The 19,536-nt window shown below is 34.3% G+C and carries 19 protein-coding genes and 1 CRISPR repeat array; of the genes, 9 read left to right on the top strand and 10 right to left on the bottom strand.

What is annotated here, in order from left to right:
• Positions 1-286 precede the first annotated feature (286 nt).
• Positions 287-1,035: a CRISPR direct-repeat array (repeat unit 28 nt; unit sequence GTTCACTGCCGTGTAGGCAGTTTAGAAA).
• Positions 1,036-1,196: 161 nt separating this feature from the next.
• The 5 genes from tamB to dapB form a co-directional block, all read right to left on the bottom strand.
• The gene (tamB, locus tag A9G35_RS09970) at positions 1,197-5,024 is read right to left on the bottom strand and encodes an autotransporter assembly complex protein TamB (RefSeq protein WP_065636725.1); all 3,828 of its coding nucleotides are present in this window, start codon (positions 5,022-5,024) and stop codon (positions 1,197-1,199) included.
• Position 5,025: 1 nt separating this feature from the next.
• Positions 5,026-6,702, bottom strand: coding sequence for an autotransporter assembly complex protein TamA (gene tamA / locus A9G35_RS09965; protein ID WP_065636724.1), 1,677 nt, complete (start codon positions 6,700-6,702; stop codon positions 5,026-5,028).
• Between the two features lie 56 nt (positions 6,703-6,758).
• Entirely contained in the window at positions 6,759-7,298 is a 540-nt protein-coding gene (hpt, locus tag A9G35_RS09960; RefSeq protein ID WP_065636723.1) for a hypoxanthine phosphoribosyltransferase, read from the bottom strand.
• Between the two features lie 124 nt (positions 7,299-7,422).
• Positions 7,423-7,929: a tRNA adenosine(34) deaminase TadA gene (gene tadA, locus A9G35_RS09955; protein ID WP_065636722.1), complete on the bottom strand. Its 507-nt coding sequence runs from the start codon at positions 7,927-7,929 to the stop codon at positions 7,423-7,425.
• Between the two features lie 7 nt (positions 7,930-7,936).
• The gene (dapB, locus tag A9G35_RS09950; RefSeq protein WP_065636721.1) at positions 7,937-8,758 is read right to left on the bottom strand and encodes a 4-hydroxy-tetrahydrodipicolinate reductase; all 822 of its coding nucleotides are present in this window, start codon (positions 8,756-8,758) and stop codon (positions 7,937-7,939) included.
• Between the two features lie 131 nt (positions 8,759-8,889).
• Between dapB and A9G35_RS09945 the strand changes: the two genes are divergently transcribed.
• The gene (locus A9G35_RS09945; protein WP_065636720.1) at positions 8,890-10,086 is read left to right on the top strand and encodes an MFS transporter; all 1,197 of its coding nucleotides are present in this window, start codon (positions 8,890-8,892) and stop codon (positions 10,084-10,086) included.
• A 41-nt stretch (positions 10,087-10,127) separates the two neighbouring features.
• Here the strand turns inward: A9G35_RS09945 and A9G35_RS09940 are convergent, their stop codons facing one another.
• Positions 10,128-10,739, bottom strand: coding sequence for an FKBP-type peptidyl-prolyl cis-trans isomerase (locus A9G35_RS09940; RefSeq protein WP_065636719.1), 612 nt, complete (start codon positions 10,737-10,739; stop codon positions 10,128-10,130).
• Between the two features lie 212 nt (positions 10,740-10,951).
• Between A9G35_RS09940 and bamE the strand changes: the two genes are divergently transcribed.
• Positions 10,952-11,368: an outer membrane protein assembly factor BamE gene (bamE, locus tag A9G35_RS09935; protein WP_065636718.1), complete on the top strand. Its 417-nt coding sequence runs from the start codon at positions 10,952-10,954 to the stop codon at positions 11,366-11,368.
• 81 nt (positions 11,369-11,449) lie between these two features.
• Here bamE and A9G35_RS09930 read toward each other — a convergent pair whose 3' ends face one another.
• Complete coding sequence (locus A9G35_RS09930; protein ID WP_065636717.1) at positions 11,450-11,827, bottom strand: DUF5362 family protein; 378 nt, start codon at positions 11,825-11,827, stop codon at positions 11,450-11,452.
• 219 nt (positions 11,828-12,046) lie between these two features.
• Between A9G35_RS09930 and A9G35_RS09925 the strand changes: the two genes are divergently transcribed.
• Together A9G35_RS09925 and A9G35_RS09920 are read left to right on the top strand one after the other, a co-directional pair.
• The gene (locus A9G35_RS09925) at positions 12,047-12,310 is read left to right on the top strand and encodes a SemiSWEET family transporter (RefSeq protein ID WP_081300196.1); all 264 of its coding nucleotides are present in this window, start codon (positions 12,047-12,049) and stop codon (positions 12,308-12,310) included.
• Positions 12,311-12,698: 388 nt separating this feature from the next.
• Positions 12,699-13,070, top strand: coding sequence for a DUF1161 domain-containing protein (locus tag A9G35_RS09920; protein ID WP_065636716.1), 372 nt, complete (start codon positions 12,699-12,701; stop codon positions 13,068-13,070).
• A gap of 77 nt (positions 13,071-13,147) precedes the next feature.
• Here the strand turns inward: A9G35_RS09920 and asnA are convergent, their stop codons facing one another.
• On the bottom strand, positions 13,148-14,140 hold the full coding sequence (gene asnA / locus A9G35_RS09915) for an aspartate--ammonia ligase (RefSeq protein WP_065636715.1): 993 nt from the start codon (positions 14,138-14,140) through the stop codon (positions 13,148-13,150).
• A gap of 372 nt (positions 14,141-14,512) precedes the next feature.
• Here asnA and A9G35_RS09910 point away from each other — a divergent pair, with 372 nt between their 5' ends.
• From A9G35_RS09910 to hisM, 3 genes are read left to right on the top strand one after another with little or no spacing between them, the layout of a single operon-like run.
• The gene (locus tag A9G35_RS09910; protein WP_065636714.1) at positions 14,513-15,301 is read left to right on the top strand and encodes a lysine/arginine/ornithine ABC transporter substrate-binding protein; all 789 of its coding nucleotides are present in this window, start codon (positions 14,513-14,515) and stop codon (positions 15,299-15,301) included.
• Positions 15,302-15,304: 3 nt separating this feature from the next.
• Positions 15,305-15,988 carry an ABC transporter permease gene (locus A9G35_RS09905; RefSeq protein ID WP_065636713.1) on the top strand — a complete coding sequence of 228 codons (684 nt, stop codon included), beginning with the start codon at positions 15,305-15,307 and terminating at the stop codon, positions 15,986-15,988.
• 6 nt (positions 15,989-15,994) lie between these two features.
• Positions 15,995-16,714 (top strand): histidine ABC transporter permease HisM, encoded by a 720-nt coding sequence (gene hisM, locus A9G35_RS09900; RefSeq protein ID WP_065636712.1) that lies wholly within the window; start codon positions 15,995-15,997, stop codon positions 16,712-16,714.
• 128 nt (positions 16,715-16,842) lie between these two features.
• On the opposite strand, the gene A9G35_RS09895 is transcribed toward hisM, so the two are convergent.
• Positions 16,843-17,223, bottom strand: a complete 381-nt coding sequence (locus A9G35_RS09895) for a hypothetical protein (protein WP_065636711.1) — start codon at positions 17,221-17,223, stop codon at positions 16,843-16,845.
• Positions 17,224-17,294: 71 nt separating this feature from the next.
• The gene (gene lexA, locus A9G35_RS09890; protein WP_065636710.1) at positions 17,295-17,921 is read right to left on the bottom strand and encodes a transcriptional repressor LexA; all 627 of its coding nucleotides are present in this window, start codon (positions 17,919-17,921) and stop codon (positions 17,295-17,297) included.
• 264 nt (positions 17,922-18,185) lie between these two features.
• On the opposite strand from lexA, the gene coaE reads away from it, so the two are divergent.
• A complete protein-coding gene (gene coaE, locus A9G35_RS09885; protein WP_065636709.1) occupies positions 18,186-18,791 on the top strand; it encodes a dephospho-CoA kinase in 606 nt (201 codons plus the stop codon).
• Positions 18,792-18,795: 4 nt separating this feature from the next.
• The gene (locus tag A9G35_RS09880; protein WP_065636708.1) at positions 18,796-19,533 is read left to right on the top strand and encodes a cell division protein ZapD; all 738 of its coding nucleotides are present in this window, start codon (positions 18,796-18,798) and stop codon (positions 19,531-19,533) included.
• The last annotated feature ends 3 nt before the right edge of the window (positions 19,534-19,536 follow it).

The raw sequence follows: 19,536 nt of genomic DNA, 5'->3' as shown, positions 1-19,536 counted from the left end.
ATTTTATAGCTACCTGTTATAGGTGCTATAGCATAGCTGATTTGTTGTTATTTTTCCATCTGGAGCGTTTATTAAAAACTCAGCCAATGGGTATTTTGAACTTTAAAGTTGGGAAATATTAAGAAATAACAAAGCAACAAAATCTAAAAACAAAAACCCTTTTTTTAGCTATATTTTAAAAGTTAATAAAATCAATAAATTAAATTTATCTCTAAAAAAAGGGTTTTTAAAACCTAAATACCTATTTGCCTTTTTACATACTATATTGATAGTATATTAGCTTCTAGTTCACTGCCGTGTAGGCAGTTTAGAAATTGCTGAGCCTGAGCTGGTGCCGGCGGTTTAGGTTCACTGCCGTGTAGGCAGTTTAGAAATGCCACTGTATTGCCGAATTCAACACTGCCGTGTTCACTGCCGTGTAGGCAGTTTAGAAAAATCAATGCCGGCGCAATCATTGGCGTTAAAAGTTCACTGCCGTGTAGGCAGTTTAGAAATGACCCGCCAAGCACCCGACGCATGGTTTAAAGTTCACTGCCGTGTAGGCAGTTTAGAAAACAGCACACGCACTAGCTGAGTATTGCTTTAAGTTCACTGCCGTGTAGGCAGTTTAGAAATTACCATATTTAAGATCGTGCACTTGTAGCTCGTTCACTGCCGTGTAGGCAGTTTAGAAAGTACTGGCGTTCCAGTATTTGAACTGTACCAAGTTCACTGCCGTGTAGGCAGTTTAGAAATCTGGTAATATTTGCAAATCATCATTACTGGCTGTTCACTGCCGTGTAGGCAGTTTAGAAATAAATAAAACGCTTCAAAACCACTATCAGGCTGTTCACTGCCGTGTAGGCAGTTTAGAAATTTTGGCGATTAATGTCGGCTATCGTTATAAAGTTCACTGCCGTGTAGGCAGTTTAGAAAATCAAAGCCGTAAATTGAGTGTGTATCAAAATGTTCACTGCCGTGTAGGCAGTTTAGAAAGTATTCTGAGCTGAATTTTTTTGCCGCTGTTCGTTCACTGCCGTGTAGGCAGTTTAGAAACAGCGCTTAGCTATTTCAGCATCTGAGTAGATGTTCACTGCCGTGTAGGCAGTACCTACCTATAACAGATAAGCGCCCTATGGGCGTTAATTTTGTTTTTTATATTTATTACTGTAATTTTCTAAATTACTGTAAAAAATGCGAGGGATTTTGCCGTAATATTAAAAATCAATTTGATAAATAATATCTAATGTTTGCGCTAAGCTTGATGTCGCATCCAAATAAAGGTTGGGCATTAGTCTATAACGCAAAGTAAACGTCGCTAGTGAATCAAAAATACCTACGCCATATTTTAGTTGTAAGTGAGGCAATATATAGCCACTAACTACTACTTTGGAGTTGTTACCTGCACCTTGCGTATCAAGTGTTAGATTTTTGATGCCAAATACATTACCGATATCGCCAATATATTTGCCTGTTTTTGCTGTGCCAATACCAACTAGTAGTGCTGTCATCATATCACTATCACTTTGTTCAGCGTTATCAAGACTTTGGCCTCGAATTAAGTACGATAAGGCTTCTTGTTGTGACATGGCTGGATCTGAAAACACTTCAACTTTAGGGGATTGAGACGATCCTGTAACACGAATCCCAGCCATGATGTTGTTGTTTTCCATTGATTCAGGATTACGAATTGCTTCAATATCCAGCATTGCTTGATCTGTGGTTCCTGAAAAGGTAATGATCCCTTTATGAATAATCAAGTCTTGCCCATAGGCATAAAATCGTCCTTTTGGAATTAACACTTCGCCATGTAGATCAAGTCCTTTATTAGTTTGTGTTGCAATTAAGTTACCTTTAAGCGAAGCTTTTAAGCCAAATGCATCAACAGTTACTTTATCACCGATATCAATTTCGATATGACTATAGAGTTTCATGCCAAATTCTTGAGGTTTTATTTCTTTTCGATTGACATCAAGCATAACTTCGTCCGATGATACATCAACGCTTGATGCAGGTAGTGATTCAACCGTTATTTTTCCTTTGGGAATACTTACTTTTCCTAGTAATGTTAATTCATCTTGTGTTGCATTGATTTTTATATCAGGAACAACAGTCATAACAATCATTGGTGGAACGGACACTTCAATTGCAGCGCCATTAACCGTTAACGATGCTTGCCATTTATCAAAAGTGTTCCAGCTAGCATTACCGTTAATATTAACGTTGCCAGCATGCGTGGTTAAAACACCTTTTAATGTGGATGATTTACCATTGAAATTGATATCAACCTTAGCGGATTTAATATCAATCGGTAATTGGCTTGATTGTATTTCGCTATGTTTTAGGTTTATGTTACCGGTTAACAGTGGGTCATTTAATGATCCTGAAAATTTGACCATTCCATTAATCGCCCCTTTAGCATAATCTTTGCTGTCTAATAATGAATTAATTATTGATAATGCTAATTGATCTATCTTCAACTGGCCAGTTAATTTTTTTTGTTCAGTTGGAGCTATAATAGCAATATTACCGTTAATTTTGCCGAGCTTATTTAAGTCAAAATTCCAATCTAATTTAGCTTGCTGCTGATTAAACTCAGCATCAATTTTAAATAGTTTGAACGGTATTGATAGTTCTTGCGAGGTAACTATTTGTTGAATATAAACATCATTACTTGTTATATTGGCTTTTATTGATGGTATTGTATTGTTATTATTAAATTGAATGTTTATTTTACCATTAACATTACCAGTAAGTTTGGTTTCACCATTGTTTAGCATTGGCAATTTTGATAGATTGATTTTTTTGAGCGTAATGATGGTATCAGTATTTTTAGCAATTACCAATTGTTTATCAAGACATATACTTGAATTATCATTTACCCAGCAGTGAGCATTAATAGTAGGTATTTGATTGTTGATATCATAAGATAAATCCAAAGATTTAACGAGTTGCCAATTATTATTCTTGCCTAAATTGAGTAGGGCATGTGGCATTGTTCCACTCCATTTTGTGCGAGCTTTATCTAGTTTCCCTATTAATGAAGTGGTTAATGATGCTGGATCGCCATTGATTTTCATCGTTAGTGTATGGTGACTCTCGTTACCAGATAGTTCGATATTGGCATTTTTAATGGTTTGGCTTGGCAGTTCTATTGATTGCCCTGTAAGTTTGATGTTGCCACTGGTTTGTTCTTTGTATTCAATTTTTCCTGTAAGGTTGGCTTTAGCTACTTTGATTGCATTAAAAGAGAGCGAATTAATCGATAAATTGGTATCGATAATGGTATTGTTAGCTGAACCATTGAGTTTAATATTACCCACAACCGATCCTTCCATACCGTCAACTAATAACGATAATGATTCAAGATTTAGCTTAGCCAATAGGTTGCCTTTTTCAATTGAGCCATTTAAATTGATCTGATTTTTTCCCCATTTGATGGCAAAATCATTAGCTGTGGCTTTATTTTCAGAATTAATAAACAGGTTACCAGAGGCTAAAAGATCTGCATGATTAATATTACCTTTTAACTGTAAATCAGATAATTTTAACTCCCACTTATTGCCTTCTAATGATCCTGTTGTTTTTAATTGGCCATTTAATCGAATTGGATAATTTGGTAGTTCTTTGGTGATATCAACATTATTGAGTTTTATGCTAGTATCCCATTGTAGTGCTTGTTGCCAATTGGCTTTTCCTGCTATGTTAACTTCACCTTGAGGTAACTTAATGATAGCATGGTCAATGATTGTATCTTGATTGGTACCTGTTCCGGCAATATCAAAAAAAGTATTGGCCAGTTCGTTTCCTTTTATATTGCCTTTTGCTGACATTTGATATTGTTGCACATTACCATTTATTGATGTGGCAAAATCATTTAATTGATACTGTGCTTGCCCTTCAATTGGCCATTGAATGTGCTTACCTTCAATTTGAGCCATGATAGGTAAATATTTTTCTATAAAATTGATGTGCCCGTTTATTTTCATTTGATTTGAGCCATCAAGGGTTGCGTTGGTTAACAGCTTTCCAAGCAATTTGCCAGAAAATTGTGCATTTAATTGGTTTTGTTCGGTATGTGCTTTGACTAATGCTAATAACGGCCAGTCATCACGCAAGGTAATCTCGCCCGATACAGAAGCATGCCCATTGGCATAAGGTGTTGTTGCATCGGTGTCGAGTTGTTTTACAATAATACGACTATTAATAATATTGGTTTGAATTACAACATTATTAAATCGATAATCTTGTCCACCAATATGCAATAGCCAGTTATTGCCTGTTAAACTTGTTACATTAATATCTAATGGAATGTTAACTTGAGGTAGTGATTCAAGTAGAGGTTGATTAAATAGTTGTGTGATCTTTTCGTTAAGTGCAATATTGTTGTCATCTGCGTTTTTAACGGGCACATCGGTTGCTTTATTATCTGCAAAAATAGCACTTAAATCTGTTGCAACAGCAGGGTAAACATAAATTTGCTGACTTACCCATGTAGCTTTACCAGTAAAATCTGACATGCCAAATTGCATATCATTTACTGTGACTTTGATATCAGTTAAGTGAATTTTTTTAAGGTCTATTGGTAATGGTGTTTTGATTACAAAAGGGCTTTGTGAAATCGGTTGATTATCAGTTGAACTTTCGATTTTATTAGGTGAATTTTCAATTTTTGTAGTATCAATATTAACCGTTACGCCATTAGCATTAAATTGATTTATACAGATTTCAGTTTTTAATAGGCAAAGACCTGTGAGTGAAAATGAAGCGTCATTAAGTTGAACATCAATACCTTTTAATTCAAGTGAAAGCCCTTGTATATGCAGATCATGAAAGGTGCCTTCAACTTGAGCTATTTTTAACTCAGGTAACAATTTATTTAAAGCATAAGTAGTTATTTTTACACCAAGGCTTGTATATATAAATAGGATCACAAAAGTAATTAAAAAGATGATAATAGCTAAAATAGCTACACTTCGTTTTTTCCATTTACGTATTCGCTTTAGTTTTTTTACTTTTTTAATTCTAATTAAATTTTTAGCCATATTATAATTCGCTTCCTAGACCAATATATAGATGAATAGAACCTTTGTTTTTGTCAAGTGGCGTTGCCAAATCCATTTTTATTGGTCCAACAGGCGAAGCCCAACGAATACCAACCCCTGTTCCAGTATAAAATTTGCTTCTATCAACTTTGTCTATCGCTTCACCTGTATCAACAAATGCAGCTCCCCACCATGAACCAGATAAATTATATTGATATTCAATTGAGCCTGTAATGAGTTTTGAAGCCCCTTTTAATTTGTCTTTTTTATCTTTAGGTGAAATAGATTGATAACTATAACCTCGAATACTACGCTCACCACCAGCAAAAAATCGAAATGACGGTGGAACTCGATCAAAATTGCTTGCTTGTATAATGCCAAAATTACCACGAGCTATAAATCGATGCGATTTTTTTATAGAGCGAATCCAAGTTTGTTGTGCTTGAAAGCGAATTAAATTGATATCTGAGCCTAATGAATTTGCAGCAGCTTCAATAGAGTAACGTTGTGAATCTCCCCACATTGCTAATAAACTACCATCAGAACGGACTCTAGATAAGCTAATTGAAGGATAATATAAAAATGTTTTAAAGCTTGCATCACCTTGGGTAAAGTCATCGCGTAATATATTGAAACCTAAAGCGGTTTGCCAGCCATAAAAATTATCCCAGTTGCGTAGTATTCCAAAAGTATGAGAACGTGAATAGGTATCATTATTATCTATTTTTTTATAACCACCTTGAATAGTATAATATTGCTCAATAGGGGATTTTTTTAATGGTATTTTGTAACTCATGGTAATTATTTGTTCCGGTGAGGATAGCGATAAATTACTTTGAAAACTTTGTCCTCGGCTATTTATCCATGGTTTATTCCAACCAATTTTACCATGTACACCGTTATCTGTTGAAAATCCTAAACCTAAGTCCATGTTATTTTTTTTGCGTGGCGAGGTTTCAACATCAATTGGAAGTATTTTATCTTCTGTTAAATGAGGAAAATCAGGCACAACCACTACAGAATTAAACCAACTTGTTGAGGTAAGGCGTCTATTTAACAATGATAACAGTTCGGCAGTATATTCTTCACCTTCTTTAAATGGCACAATATTAGCTAAATAATCATCCCGAATTTTGGCATTATGAAAAGTCACTTTTCCTAGACGATAACGTTTACCTGTAGTGTAATCAATATTCCAAAATGCTTTATTTTCAGACATTGAAACAGCTAATTGATGTTTGGGCATATCGGCATCGAAGTAACCTTTTTTGAGTGATAAACTTTGTAGGCTTTTTTTAAATGACTCATAAACACCATGATTTAGCACATCACCGATTTTAGGTAAGTTGTTTTTTAATAAATAGTTAAAATCAGGGTCTTGTTGTCCATCACCGGTTATATTCACATTAAGTTGCTCAATCAATACAGGTGTGCCTGGTGATATGTTAACGGTAAGTACTTTGGCATCTTGCACGTTATATTCAAAAGTCGGTGAATAATAACCTAAAGCGCGCAGTGCTTTTTTCACTTCGCTTTCAAAATACCGCTTAAAATTGGGTGTATCCTCAACTTTATTAGGGGTGATTAATGAAATGCGTACATCAACGTTGTCGGCTAACTCTTCTGATAATCCTTTAATGGATAATTTCATATCAGCATAACTTGATGTTGCTGTCATTATCAAAAGTAAACCTACCGAGCAGGAAAATCGTGCCACATATACCTCGTATAATATTAAGATTCGAGCAAACTTACATGGCCAATATAAGGTAAATGACGATAGTGCTGTGCATAGTCAATACCATAGCCTACCACAAATTCGTCGGGAATTGAAAATCCGATATATTTAACAGGAACATCTACTTCACGCCTTGAAGGTTTATCCAGTAGTGTGCATATTTCAATGCTACGAGGATGACGTAATTTTAATATCGCCATTACCTTACTCAAGGTATTACCTGTATCTATAATATCTTCAATAATTAGCACATCTTTATCGCGAATATCTTCATCTAAGTCTTTTAATATTTTAACATCACGATTACTAATGACTGCATTGCCATAACTAGAGGCGGTCATAAAATCAACCTCGTGTCCGACTGTGATTTCACGGCTCAAATCTGCCATAAAAATAAAAGAGCCACGTAAAAGCCCAACTAAAATAAGTTCGTTTTGACTATTTTGATAATCTTTACTAATTTGTTGTCCAAGCTCGATGACACGGTTTTGGATATCATTAGCTGATATCATCATTTCTAATGTATGTTTTTTCATTAATAATACTCAAATTATTTTTTCAAAAAAATTAATTTAAATTCTAGCAATATTCCTTAATAAAAAGAATAAGCGACCCCATTTTTTATTAAACTAAGATAAGAAAAAATTTTATTTTTTATACTCAAACACCTAGTTTTCCTGAAACTTTTTGACAACTATTTTTAATTATTTTTTTTTGTAAACGCCGCTTTTTAAAAAATTCACTTAACATAGTGCTACACTCGTTAGCTAGTATTCCGCCAGTTACTTCTGCATAATGGTTGATGCCTTGCTGAGCAAGAATATTGATAAATGAGCCAGCTGCACCAGTTTTATAATCACTAGCACCATAAACAATACGTTTAATACGGCTATGGATAATGGCACCTGCGCACATAATACAAGGCTCCAGTGTGACATAAAGCGTGGTATTAATTATGCGATAGTTATTTAAATTTTTACCAGCTTGCTCAATCGCTATCATTTCAGCATGCGCAGTAGGATTATGTTTGATAATGGATTGATTAAAGCCTTCGCCAACAATTTGATTGTTTTCATCAACAATCACCGCACCGACAGGGATTTCTCCAAGCGATTCGGCGTGTTTAGCAAGCATGAGTGCACGGCGCATCCAGATTTCATCTGACATTTTCAAATTACAAATTATTGAGGTCTAGGACATCGTGCATGTCGTATAAACCAACGGGTTGTTTGGCAAGCCAGAGCGAGGCTCGAACAGCACCATTAGCAAATGTCATGCGGCTAGATGCTTTATGACTAATTTCAACGCGCTCGCCAATATCGGCAAAGATAGCAGTATGTTCTCCTACTATGTCACCTGCTCGGATAGTTGCAAAGCCGATAGCGCCTTGTGGTCTTTCCCCAGTATGACCTTCACGGCAGTAAACTGCACAATCTTTTAAGTTGCAATCAAGTGCATCTGCAATGGCTTCACCCATGGCTAATGCTGTACCAGAAGGGGCATCAACCTTGTGACGGTGATGGGCTTCAATAATTTCGATATCAGTATAACCGCCCATAATTTTGGTAGCTTTTTCCAATAATTTTAGCACTAAGTTAACACCGACACTGAAGTTTGCGGCAAAGACAATGGCAATGTTTTTCGCTGCATCAGTAATAGCTTGTTTGCCTGCATCATCAAAACCAGTTGTGCCAATGATTATCATTTTTTTATTTTCAACACAAAAAGCTAAGTGGGCGAGTGTGCCTTCAGGTCGCGTAAAATCGATCAATACGTCAAATTGATCTTTAGCTTGTTCTAGATTATCGGTGACTTTAATGCCACAAATACCGATCCCTGCAAGCTCACCTGCATCACTACCAATTAGTGAGGAACCTGCTCGTTCAAATGCTGCTCCTAAGGTAACTCCTTCAATTTGTGAAACAGCTTGGATAAGTTGCCGTCCCATTTTGCCACCTGCGCCGGCAATTGCGATACGAATCATATTTGTTGACATATAACTTTCCTTAATTTTTTATTAATATAAATAAATATTATAGCGGAAAATACATAACTTATACACATCAGCTAAACTTAAATGCTACAATTTTTGAACCGTTTTATATAAAAATATAATTAGGAGTTATTATGCGATCTCCGTGGTATTTTGGTTGGAATATCGTTATTGCGGCTTCTTTTCTCACTTTGCTTTCTAGTGGTTTGAGGATGAGTATGGGAGTTTTTTTTCTTCCCATTGCAAATGATCTTAATTTTAGTCGTAGCGTTCTTTCTGGAATTATTGCTATAGGTATGCTTTTCTCTGGAATTGCTATGCCAATAGCGGGATATTTAGTTGGTAAATATGGCACTCGTTTTGTCCTAAAATTTGGTTCCATCATTATTATTATTTCTACTGTTTGGGCTGCTAACTCAACTGATTATTGGAACTTTTTTCTATCTTTTGGTGTTGCATTATCTTTTGGTACTTCTTTTGTTGGTTCTGTCAGTTTTACGCCTATTGTGGCACGTTGGTTTATCAAGCGTAGAGGATTTGCTTTATTTATTTTATCAACAGGAAGTATGGCAGGTATTGCAGTGATGTTACCTGTTTTTGCTTTCTTCATTCCTATTTATGGATGGCAAACAACGCTAATTTCGTTTGCTGTGATTTTTATGATTATCGCTTTGCCTATTGCTTTGTTTATTATGAAAGATAATCAACCTGAAATCGAAGTCTCTAGTATAGAGCCTGTTATCAATCAAAAAATAGAGCCTAGTATCAAACTTATAGATGTGTTAAAAACACGTCCATTTTGGCAACTGAGTTTTGGGCTTTTTACCTGTGGCTTCAGTATGAATTTATTAGGAACACATGGAGTCCCAATGCTTATCGATCATGGATTTGATCTTATCACTAGCTCTAATGGTATTGGTTTGATTGGTTTAGTCGCTATTTTTAGTACCTTAGTTTTGGGTTATTTATCTGATATAGTGCAACGAAAAAACATTTTAATGATGGTCTATTTAATACGAGGTTTAGGTTTTATTGCTCTTGTTTTAGTATCAACTAAATGGCAGCTTTTTACTATTGCAGCAGTGGGTGGTTTGGTTTGGGCTGGTGCTTTGTCGATGTCTGGAGCCATTACCGCTGATATTTATGGTGTAAAAATTGTGGGACTACTTTCAGGATTAACCTATTTGGGACATCAAATTGGTGCGATGATTGGTTCATGGTTAGGTGGATGGGCTTATGATCATTTACACACTCATTTAGTTGCGTTTGGTACAGCAAGTATTTTATTGTTACTGGCGGCGTTTAGTGCTTATCATCTTCCTAAACGATAATAGTTCAAAACAAATGGACGCCAAGTAGCGTCCATTCTTGCTTATAAAACTTTTAATAATTCAACATCAAAAATTAATGCGCTGTATGGTGGAATTGATGCGCCAGCACCTTGAGCACCATAAGCTAATTCTTGAGGAATATATAAACGCCATTTTGAACCTTCTGGCATAAGTTGTAACGCTTCAACCCAGCCTTGAATTACGCCATTGACTGGAAACTCAGCAGGTTGGCCACGTTCTACAGAGCTATCAAATACAGTGCCATCAATCAATTGACCTGTATAATGAACTTGCACTCGATCAGTTGCTTTCGGTAAATCGCCATCGCCTTGTTTGATGATTTCATACTGTAAACCAGATTCAGTTGATTTAATGCCATCTTTTTTGATGTTTTCTGCTAGAAAATCTTTACCTGCTTGAGCAATTTTTTCTGCTTGTTTGGCCTTTTCTTTGGTCGCTTGTTCATGTACATGGCGTAATGCTTCATGTAATTCTTGTAGTGGCAGAGCAGGTTGATTACCCGATAATACGTCTTCCATTGCTAATTTTAACGCATTTAGTTCTAAATTGTTCAACCCAGATTCTTTTAATTGCTGTCCAATTTGTAAGCCGAGTGCATAGCTTGCTTTTTGTTCAATAGTTTCTAACTTCATTTTTTACCTTTGGATAGTTGATTGGTAAGGTTTATTAATAAGGTGATTAGTTTGTAGATACATAAGTAAAAGTCAAGTAATAATTTATATTATCAAATGTTATTACTATTTCATTACATAACTTCGAAAGAATTTATTAATTTGGCTAGCACTTAATTAAAAGATCAGCGATAATACAGGTCATTGAATTTTAAAGAATGGATTAAGTGTAGATGCTGTTTCGTAAATTTTCCGCACTTGCAGTTGTAACGAGTGTTTTATTAACAGGTTGTTCTGTTATTGATCGCTGGGTATATAGGCCTGATATCAATCAAGGTAATTATGTAACACCGGATGCTATTGAGTTATTGCAAGTAGGGCAAAGCAAAGAACAAGTTGTGTTTATTATGGGCTCGCCAATGTTAACTTCTGTTTTTGGTGATAATGTTTGGTATTATATTTTCCGTCAACAACCTCAACATGGTGAAGTTAGTCAAAGAAGTTATGCTGTTTATTTCGATGATATGGGCATTGTGAAAGATATCAAGGCCTCAGAACTAGAAGGCTCCAAATCATTAGAAGAGATGAATAAACAAGGCATATCTGACCCAATTGATACTAAATCTGACGACGATATTCCTGAATCTTGATAAAAATATAGATAAAAAGCCTCGTTTATTAACGAGGTTTTTATTTTATATGTAAAAAATATTAAATTATAACGATAGTTATTAATAATAACCGTTACTATATGAAGCAATAATAGTAATAACAATTATCATGTATACAATGAAAAACAGAATTGATGCGATAAATGTAATTAGACAATATTTCCAGTAACTATATAGATTTTCAATAGCATCAATAATATCGTTTTCTTTTTTAAGCGTTGCTGCTAAGCTAAATGCTCCTCCTGACTTAAAAAGTTTTACCCCAGCAATAATTTGTGGAATACCAATAATAGCAGTGATTATACCTAGACAGGCAAAAGCACCCATAATTATAAAAATAACGCCAAAAACTTGTTGCATAGTAGCAATAAAACGCATATGTTTTATCAATAATTCATTAGTTTGAAAAGAAATTGTATTTGTTTTATTTATATCCATTTTTAATCCTTATATTGTTGTTCTATTTGAATTTGCCAAAAAGCAACAATAGGATAATAGTTTTTTAATTAATGTCGAGTTTTTTTTGAAGTAAATTGAGTTTGGGCTAATTGGTCAATATTACAATCATTTACAAAGTGATGAAAAATCAAATTTAGTTAATGATTTGTATTATTTTAGTATAAGATAATTTTAAATAAACGATAATAGGAGGCAATTTTGCATCTTTCACCAAAAGCTTTTCGGATTTTAGGAATTATCGCTACAATAGCATCGTTAGGGATGTATGTTTCTTATATTCCACAAATCATCGATAATTTACACGGTTTTAAATCCAATCCTACTCAACCGTTAGCCGCATCTATAAACTGTACACTTTGGGTTTGTTATGGCTTATTGAGAGAAAAGAAAGATTGGCCAATTGCAATTGCTAATTCACCAGGTGTATTTTTTGGTTTAATTGCTTTTTTTACTGCTCTTTAATTGATGCTAACTGATTTAGTTTTAATCAATCAGCTTGATTTTTTATTTTATTAATAGTAATAAAAGGTGATAGAGAATTAATAAACTTACTTTTTGAGATTAAATTAAAATTTCAAAATAAATCGTTTATTATTCAGCCTTAACAAAAAATCATTAATAATTAATATATTATATAGTTATCAACAGGTTTGTTAAGTACTTATCAAATTGTATAGTGAATAAATCAAGTTAATTAGGTTGTTTTAATTGTATCCAACAAAATGATTGAATTATTAGTATGTAATGATTTTAAGTGTATTTTTAACCACTTGTTAAATATAAGATAGGCAGATTGATCAATCGTTTTATACTGCATGCAGTAGTTACATCATATCTAAAAGGAAAGAAAATGAAAAAATTAATTGGTGTATTTTTACTTGGGGTATCTATGATCGCTACAGCTTCAAATTGTGACGAAATTAGCCGTAATATTGGTGAAAAAATTAAAAATAATGGTGTTGATCCATCACACTTTCAACTAAAATTAGAATCAACTGACACGCCCAAAGAACAAATTGAAGGTAAAATTGTAGGTTCATGTGATCATGGGCAGCAATATATTGTTTATATACGTTTAGATAAAGTGGTAGCCGAGTCACAAGTTCAAGCAACTAACGCAACAAGTGAAACTTTACAACAAAATGTTGATAAAGTAACACAACCATCAACTATCAATCCAACCGAACAAAATTTAGAGCCTAAGCCTGTAGAAGAACAATAATAGTTAGAGTTTTAATTAATTTAAGTCATGTAAGGTTAAAAAATAGGGCTAAATGCCCTATTTTTGTAGGAAGGCAATTATAGCAAATCGCTGTAATTTGCTTTTATATCATCACTCCAAACACTTGCTTGCACTTGCCCAATGTGCTTTTGTTGTAAAAGTAACATGACCAAGCGTGATTGCCCAATTCCTCCTCCAATTGTTTGTAGTAGCTCACCATTGATTAAAGCTTTATGCCAACTATATTCTAGTCGTGATTGTTCATTAGTGATGTTTAACTGATGTTTTAGTGCTTCTGGATTAACGCGAATCCCCATTGATGAAATTTCAAATGCACTGCCTAATATAGGATTCCAAACCAAAATATCGCCGTTTAAGCCTTTAGACCCCATTTCGTTGTCAGAACTCCAATCATCATAATCCGGTGCTCTAATATCATGTCTTTCATTATTAGACAATTTGCCACCAATTCCAATTAAAAAAACAGCCCCTAGCTCTTTAGTAATAGCATTTTCTCGTTCTTTTGGCGAAAGATTTGGGTAACGTTTTAATAGCTGCTCACTCTCCATAAATGTAATGGATTCTGGTAAAAAACGTGATAAATGGTACCTTTCAGATACTGCTTTTTCAGTGGTTTTGACAGCTAAATAAATTTTTTCAACGGTTTGTTTTAAATAAGTTAATGTACGATCTTCAGGGCGTATTACTTTTTCCCAGTCCCATTGATCCACATAAACCGAATGAATTGGTGACAGTTGATCTTCATCAGGCCGTAATGCTTTCATGTTGGTGTATAAACCTTCTCCAACTTGAAAGTGATGATCACTTAAAATTTTACGCTTCCATTTAGCAAGAGAGTGAACGACTTCAAATTGAGAATTAGGAATAGCTTTAACTTTGACTTGTACTGCATTTTCTTTTCCTGACAAATTATCTTGAATACCATCACCGACTAGACTTAATATAGGTGCTTGTATTTCAATAAGCGATAAATTTGCTGCCAATTGCTCAGAAAAAAATTGTTTTACAAAATTTATGCGTTGCTGCTGATCTCTAAAAGATATCGTCATGTTTACTCTTTAATTATTTATTAATCAGAATACCTAAATTAAACTAGAAAATAAAAATATGCAAGTTAGAACAATCAGTGCTTTTTAAATATATATATGGAATTATTCTAATAAGATATTTTATTCAACCTGATCATTTTTTGTGTGAAATAAGCCAAGGTAAGGCGATGTTAGCCTGTATAATGTAGCATTATATTAGGCGTAATTTCTTGTACCAAAATCGTAAATTGTTAAAAGTTTTTATGTAGGTGTTAATAACTTTTATTAAGGAAATCTAATTTATTGTCTAACAGTAATAACTTTTTTTTATTATAAAATTGTACCAGAACGCGCTATATTATGCCTTTAGCTAAAAACGAGGAAAGATAAATCATGAAGAATTTGTTAAAAGTGTTAACCATTTTTTTGTGTTTAAGCTTCTCCGTAACAGGTTATGCCACATTGCCTGATTCGATTAAAGTTGGTTCGGATACGTCTTATGCACCTTTTGATTTTATTGATGCTAATGGTGAAGTTACTGGATTCAACATTGAAATCACGAAAGCCTTGTGCGAAAAGATCAATATTAAATGTACTTTTCAATCGACTGATTTTGATGCGCTGATCCCGTCCTTATTATCAAGAAAGATTGATATTATCTCGTCTTCACTAATGATGACCGAAAAACGTAAAAAACAGATCGCTTTTTCTGACGAAATTTTTATGACTTATTCTCGTTTGATTGTTAAAGAGGGTTCTAATTTAATGCCTAATGCTGAGTCATTAAAAGGTAAGCGTGTTGGGGTTGAGCAAGGGACATCGCAAGAACATTTTGCTAATGAGATGTGGCGTTTGAGCGGTGTAGTTATAGTGCCTTATCAAAATCAGTTACAAGTATTTTCTGATCTAGTGGCAGGTCGTTTAGATGCGGCATTGCAAGATGAAGTTACTGGCAGTTATGCTTTTTTAAAACAGCCACAAGGTAAAGGTTTTGTTTTTTCAGGCGATGCATTGACTGATGCAAATTATTTTGATGTTGGAGTAGGTATTGGTTTTCGTAAAAACGATAACGAACTACGTGAAGCGTTTAATCAAGCTTTAAAAGATATTTTAGCCGATGGTACTTATCAAAAAATCAACAATAAGTATTTTGATTTTAATGTATATGGTAATAAAAAATAAACCATGCAAGGTTATATTCCGTTAATTCTTCAAGGCGCATGGCTAACGATTATTTTAGCGCTAACCTCTTTGTTGTTAGCTATGATTTTGGGCATTGTTTGTGCATTAGGTAAGTTGGCTGATTCTAAAGTATGTAATGTGTTTTGTCAGGCTTATACATCGTTGATTCGAGGTGTACCCGATTTAGTGTTGATGATGCTAATCTTTTTTGGCTTGCAATTTTTGGTTAATAATATAACTGATTATTTTAATGCTCCTTTTATTGAAGTTGATCCGTTAATCGCTGGTATTATTACGTTAGGTTTTATTTATGGGGCATATTTTACCGAAACTTTTAGAGGAGCTTATCTTGCAGTTTCTAGAAATACCTTAGCGGCAGCAACAGCGCTTGGTTTAAGTAAAGTGCAAGTGTTTCGGTATGTAATGTTTCCTTTAATGATGCGTTTTGCCCTGCCAGGTATTGCGAATAATTGGTTGGTGGTATTAAAAGCGACGGCGTTGGTGTCATTATTGGGACTGTCTGATTTAGTTAAAGCTACTAAAAATGCAGGCGAAGCCCTATACCAGCCTTTGTTATTTGCTTTGATTGCTGGGGCGTTTTATCTGTTTTTTACATCAATATCTAATATCATTTTATGGTGGCTTGAACGGCATTATTCTATTGGCATTACCAAAACTAAATTATAAGAACTCATGTTAGAAATTATTCAACAATATTGGCAATCACTATTATGGACCGATGGTTATAATATCACTGGTCTTGCGATGACGCTGTGGATTTTGATTTTATCGGTTTTAATGGGGGGAATTTTGTCGCTAGCGTTAGCAGTAGGTCGAAATTCACCAAATAAACTAATTAAATTACCCATTTGGTTGTTTACTTATATTTTTCGAGGTACGCCTTTATATGTTCAGTTATTGATTATTTACACAGGTATTTATACTTTAAGTATGGTTAAACATAATGCTTGGTTGGGCGTTTTTTTTCAAAGTGGCTTAAATTGCACGGTGCTCGCTTTTACTTTAAATACCTGCGCCTATACTACTGAGGTTTTTGCTGGTGCCATGCGGAATGTGCCAAATGGCGAAATTCAAGCCGCAACAGCACTTGGTTTTAATCGTTTTCAACTCTATCGTTATATCATTTTTCCAAGAGCATTTCGTATTGCATTACCTGCTTATAGTAACGAGGTGATCTTTATGTTACATTCAACAGCATTGGCCTTTACAGTTACTGTGCCAGATGTGATGAAGATTGCGCGCGATATTTATGCCGAAACCTATCAACCTTTTCATGCTTTTGGTATTGCAGCAGTGATTTATCTTTGTGTGAGCTTTACGTTGATTTTTAGTTTTAAAAAGTTAGAGCAACACTACTTGGTTTTTCAACGAGCTAATGTGAAAAATGATTAATAACTTCATTTAAGCTATGAACTGATATTTCCTTATTCGTTTATAATTTTATAGTTCCATTCTTATTAAAATAATAAATAAATCTGACAATTGCGATAGCAGTTGTCAGATTTTGAATTTCCGATATATTAATTTACAGGATAGAATTCACTTGTAGAATCGCTGTTATCGCCTTGATCATGGTGACTTGAGCCTGGTAATGCTCTAGCTCGTTCAATAGGTACATAGCTGCCACTCGGCGTTTCAACTTGGCATTCACCTAAGAAGATAGAATATTTAGTGTTGGCATGCATACTTTCACCCCTAAAATAGCAGTGAGCAGCATTATATAAGTCAATGCGACAAAGAATTGCAACGGTTAACCAAGCAATAAGGACTGCTAACGATACCCATTTTAAATATTTCCAGATGAAGGACCAAAAACCAATCTTCCTAAAATGGCAATATCCAAAAACAAGCAATATGACTGCAACAAATGCTAAACCTTCATATAACCAAAATAGCCACATAGCAATCTCCTATTTTTTTTAGCTTTTACTATTCTATACTAACTTTGCTTATACATCTATATGCTATATGCTTACATCCATGAACCATTACGAATAATACCAACAGCTAGTCCTTCAATGGCAAAATTTTGATGTTCTAAATCGACTTTGATTGGTGAAAATTCGACATTTTCGGCAATAAGGTGTACATGTTTTCCCTTACGTGATAAACGTTTAACCGTAACTTCGTCATCAATACGAGCAACCACAACTTGCCCGTTTTTAACATCTTGGGTTTTATGTACAGCCAACAAGTCACCATCAAATATACCAATATCTTTCATTGACATACCTTGCACTCTTAATAAAAAGTCTGCGCGAGGTTTAAATAGTGAAGGATCAACTTGGTAATGGCTTTCTATATGCTCTTGCGCTAAGATTGGCGATCCTGCAGCTACTTGGCCAATAAGCGGTAAACCTTCAGGCTCGTTTTGTTCAACTGGGTTTTCAAGTAAAAGACGAATTCCGCGTGATGAGCCTGCGATCATTTCGATTGCCCCTTTTTTGGCTAGAGCTTTTAAGTGTTCTTCAGCAGCATTGGCTGATCGAAATCCTAATTTTTGAGCAATCTCAGCTCGTGTTGGCGGCATGCCAGTAGTTTGGATATTGTCTTTAATTAGATCATAAATCTCTTGTTGACGTTCTGTTAATGGTCTCATAACATATTCCTGTTTTTATATACATATATATGTGATTATATACAGCTAATAATATAAAACAACTGTTTTATTCTATTTATTTGACAACAGGCAATAAATTTTCCAAATTCTTGCTATTATGCTCAGTTTTAGAGCGTAATTTTGTTAGATTAATGGACAATAAATTCCCTAATTAGCAAATAAGTTTGCTTTTATTTAAGGTTATATGATCGAATTACTTATATGCTATAATGAAATACTATTTTTTAACTTGGAATTTGCCTTATGCCTTATGTTGTTGCTCTCAGTGGTGGTATTGCCAGTGGTAAGAGCACTATCGCTAATTTGTTTGACAAATTGGGGGTACCTATTATTGATGCAGATATTATTGCAAGGCAAGTTGTCCAGATTGGTAGCGATGCATTTAATCAAATTGTTAAGCACTTTAGCCAAGAGATTTTGCTCGCTAATGGCGAACTTGATCGTAGCCAACTTCGTGAAATTATTTTTAATAATGATCATGAGAGGCTATGGCTTAATCATTTGTTGCATCCTATTATTCAACAAGAAACCCAAAAGCAAATTGCTATGCAAAGCGCCACATATGTAATTTGGGTTGTGCCGTTGTTAGTTGAAAATAATTTACATACGTTGGCTGATCGTGTATTGATAATCGATACACCTGTATCGTTACAATTGGCACGATTAGTAAAAAGAGATAATATTAGCGAATCATTGGCTAAAAAAATGATACTGTCGCAAGTGTCTTTACAAAAACGTTTATCTTATGCTGATGATATCATTGTTAATGATGGTAATTTGGCGTCGTTAACCGCTCAAGTCAACCAATTACATCAACAATATTTAGATAACTTTAATTGTAAGATTTGAATAGATGAATAACATTATTTTTGAACATCCACTAAATGAAAAAATGCGCACTTGGCTTCGTATTGAATTTTTATTAAATCAATTAAATACGCATTGTCATTTTGATCAAAATAATGCATTGGTTTTTTTTCATGCATTGTCTGAGTTATTAGAGATTATTGAACGTAACGACATTAAAGCTGATTTCATTAAGGAACTTGAAACACAAAAGCAAAAGTTAATTTCATGGTTAACTTTTGATGGTGTGGATTATGATTTACTTAGTGACTTGATTCGCAAGTTTGATGTGTTTTTAGCACAATTTAATGTCATTACCCGTTTGGGACAACCGTTAAAAGATGACCGTTTTATTACCGCAATTCGTCAACGCTTAATGATACCTGGTGGTTGTTGTAGTTTTGATTTACCTTCATTTTATTTGTGGTTAAAAATCCCACAAGAAAAACGTGATATGCAAGTAAAAAATTGGCTACAACATTTATCTCCTCTTGATGAGTCTTTAACATGTTATATGCAATTAATAAGACAATTGGGGGAATTTAAACCATTTATTTATACTAATAGCTTTTTTCAAGAAACTAATGGCGATGTTAATTTGATTCGTATTCGAATTTCGTTAGAAAAAAACGTGTATCCCCAAGTATCAGGTCATATGTCGCGCTATAGCATTCGATTTTTACCACTTGATGCTTGTGATAGCGTAAATACCGATGGTATTTATTTTGAATTAGCCTGTTGTTAGTAC

Source organism: Gilliamella sp. Choc5-1 (genome assembly GCF_001690595.1).
Taxonomy (GTDB): domain Bacteria; phylum Pseudomonadota; class Gammaproteobacteria; order Enterobacterales; family Orbaceae; genus Gilliamella; species Gilliamella apicola_M.
This window is presented reverse-complemented; position numbering and strand designations above follow the sequence as displayed.

Coding starts and splice junctions, on each gene's coding strand:
- tamB (WP_065636725.1), bottom strand. CDS start 5,024: ATGGCTAAAAATTTAATTAGAATTAAAAAAGTAAAAAAACTAAAGCGA.
- tamA (WP_065636724.1), bottom strand. CDS start 6,702: ATGACAGCAACATCAAGTTATGCTGATATGAAATTATCCATTAAAGGA.
- hpt (WP_065636723.1), bottom strand. CDS start 7,298: ATGAAAAAACATACATTAGAAATGATGATATCAGCTAATGATATCCAA.
- tadA (WP_065636722.1), bottom strand. CDS start 7,929: ATGTCAGATGAAATCTGGATGCGCCGTGCACTCATGCTTGCTAAACAC.
- dapB (WP_065636721.1), bottom strand. CDS start 8,758: ATGTCAACAAATATGATTCGTATCGCAATTGCCGGCGCAGGTGGCAAA.
- A9G35_RS09945 (WP_065636720.1), top strand. CDS start 8,890: ATGCGATCTCCGTGGTATTTTGGTTGGAATATCGTTATTGCGGCTTCT.
- A9G35_RS09940 (WP_065636719.1), bottom strand. CDS start 10,739: ATGAAGTTAGAAACTATTGAACAAAAAGCAAGCTATGCACTCGGCTTA.
- bamE (WP_065636718.1), top strand. CDS start 10,952: ATGCTGTTTCGTAAATTTTCCGCACTTGCAGTTGTAACGAGTGTTTTA.
- A9G35_RS09930 (WP_065636717.1), bottom strand. CDS start 11,827: ATGGATATAAATAAAACAAATACAATTTCTTTTCAAACTAATGAATTA.
- A9G35_RS09920 (WP_065636716.1), top strand. CDS start 12,699: ATGAAAAAATTAATTGGTGTATTTTTACTTGGGGTATCTATGATCGCT.
- asnA (WP_065636715.1), bottom strand. CDS start 14,140: ATGACGATATCTTTTAGAGATCAGCAGCAACGCATAAATTTTGTAAAA.
- A9G35_RS09910 (WP_065636714.1), top strand. CDS start 14,513: ATGAAGAATTTGTTAAAAGTGTTAACCATTTTTTTGTGTTTAAGCTTC.
- A9G35_RS09905 (WP_065636713.1), top strand. CDS start 15,305: ATGCAAGGTTATATTCCGTTAATTCTTCAAGGCGCATGGCTAACGATT.
- hisM (WP_065636712.1), top strand. CDS start 15,995: ATGTTAGAAATTATTCAACAATATTGGCAATCACTATTATGGACCGAT.
- A9G35_RS09895 (WP_065636711.1), bottom strand. CDS start 17,223: ATGTGGCTATTTTGGTTATATGAAGGTTTAGCATTTGTTGCAGTCATA.
- lexA (WP_065636710.1), bottom strand. CDS start 17,921: ATGAGACCATTAACAGAACGTCAACAAGAGATTTATGATCTAATTAAA.
- coaE (WP_065636709.1), top strand. CDS start 18,186: ATGCCTTATGTTGTTGCTCTCAGTGGTGGTATTGCCAGTGGTAAGAGC.
- A9G35_RS09880 (WP_065636708.1), top strand. CDS start 18,796: ATGAATAACATTATTTTTGAACATCCACTAAATGAAAAAATGCGCACT.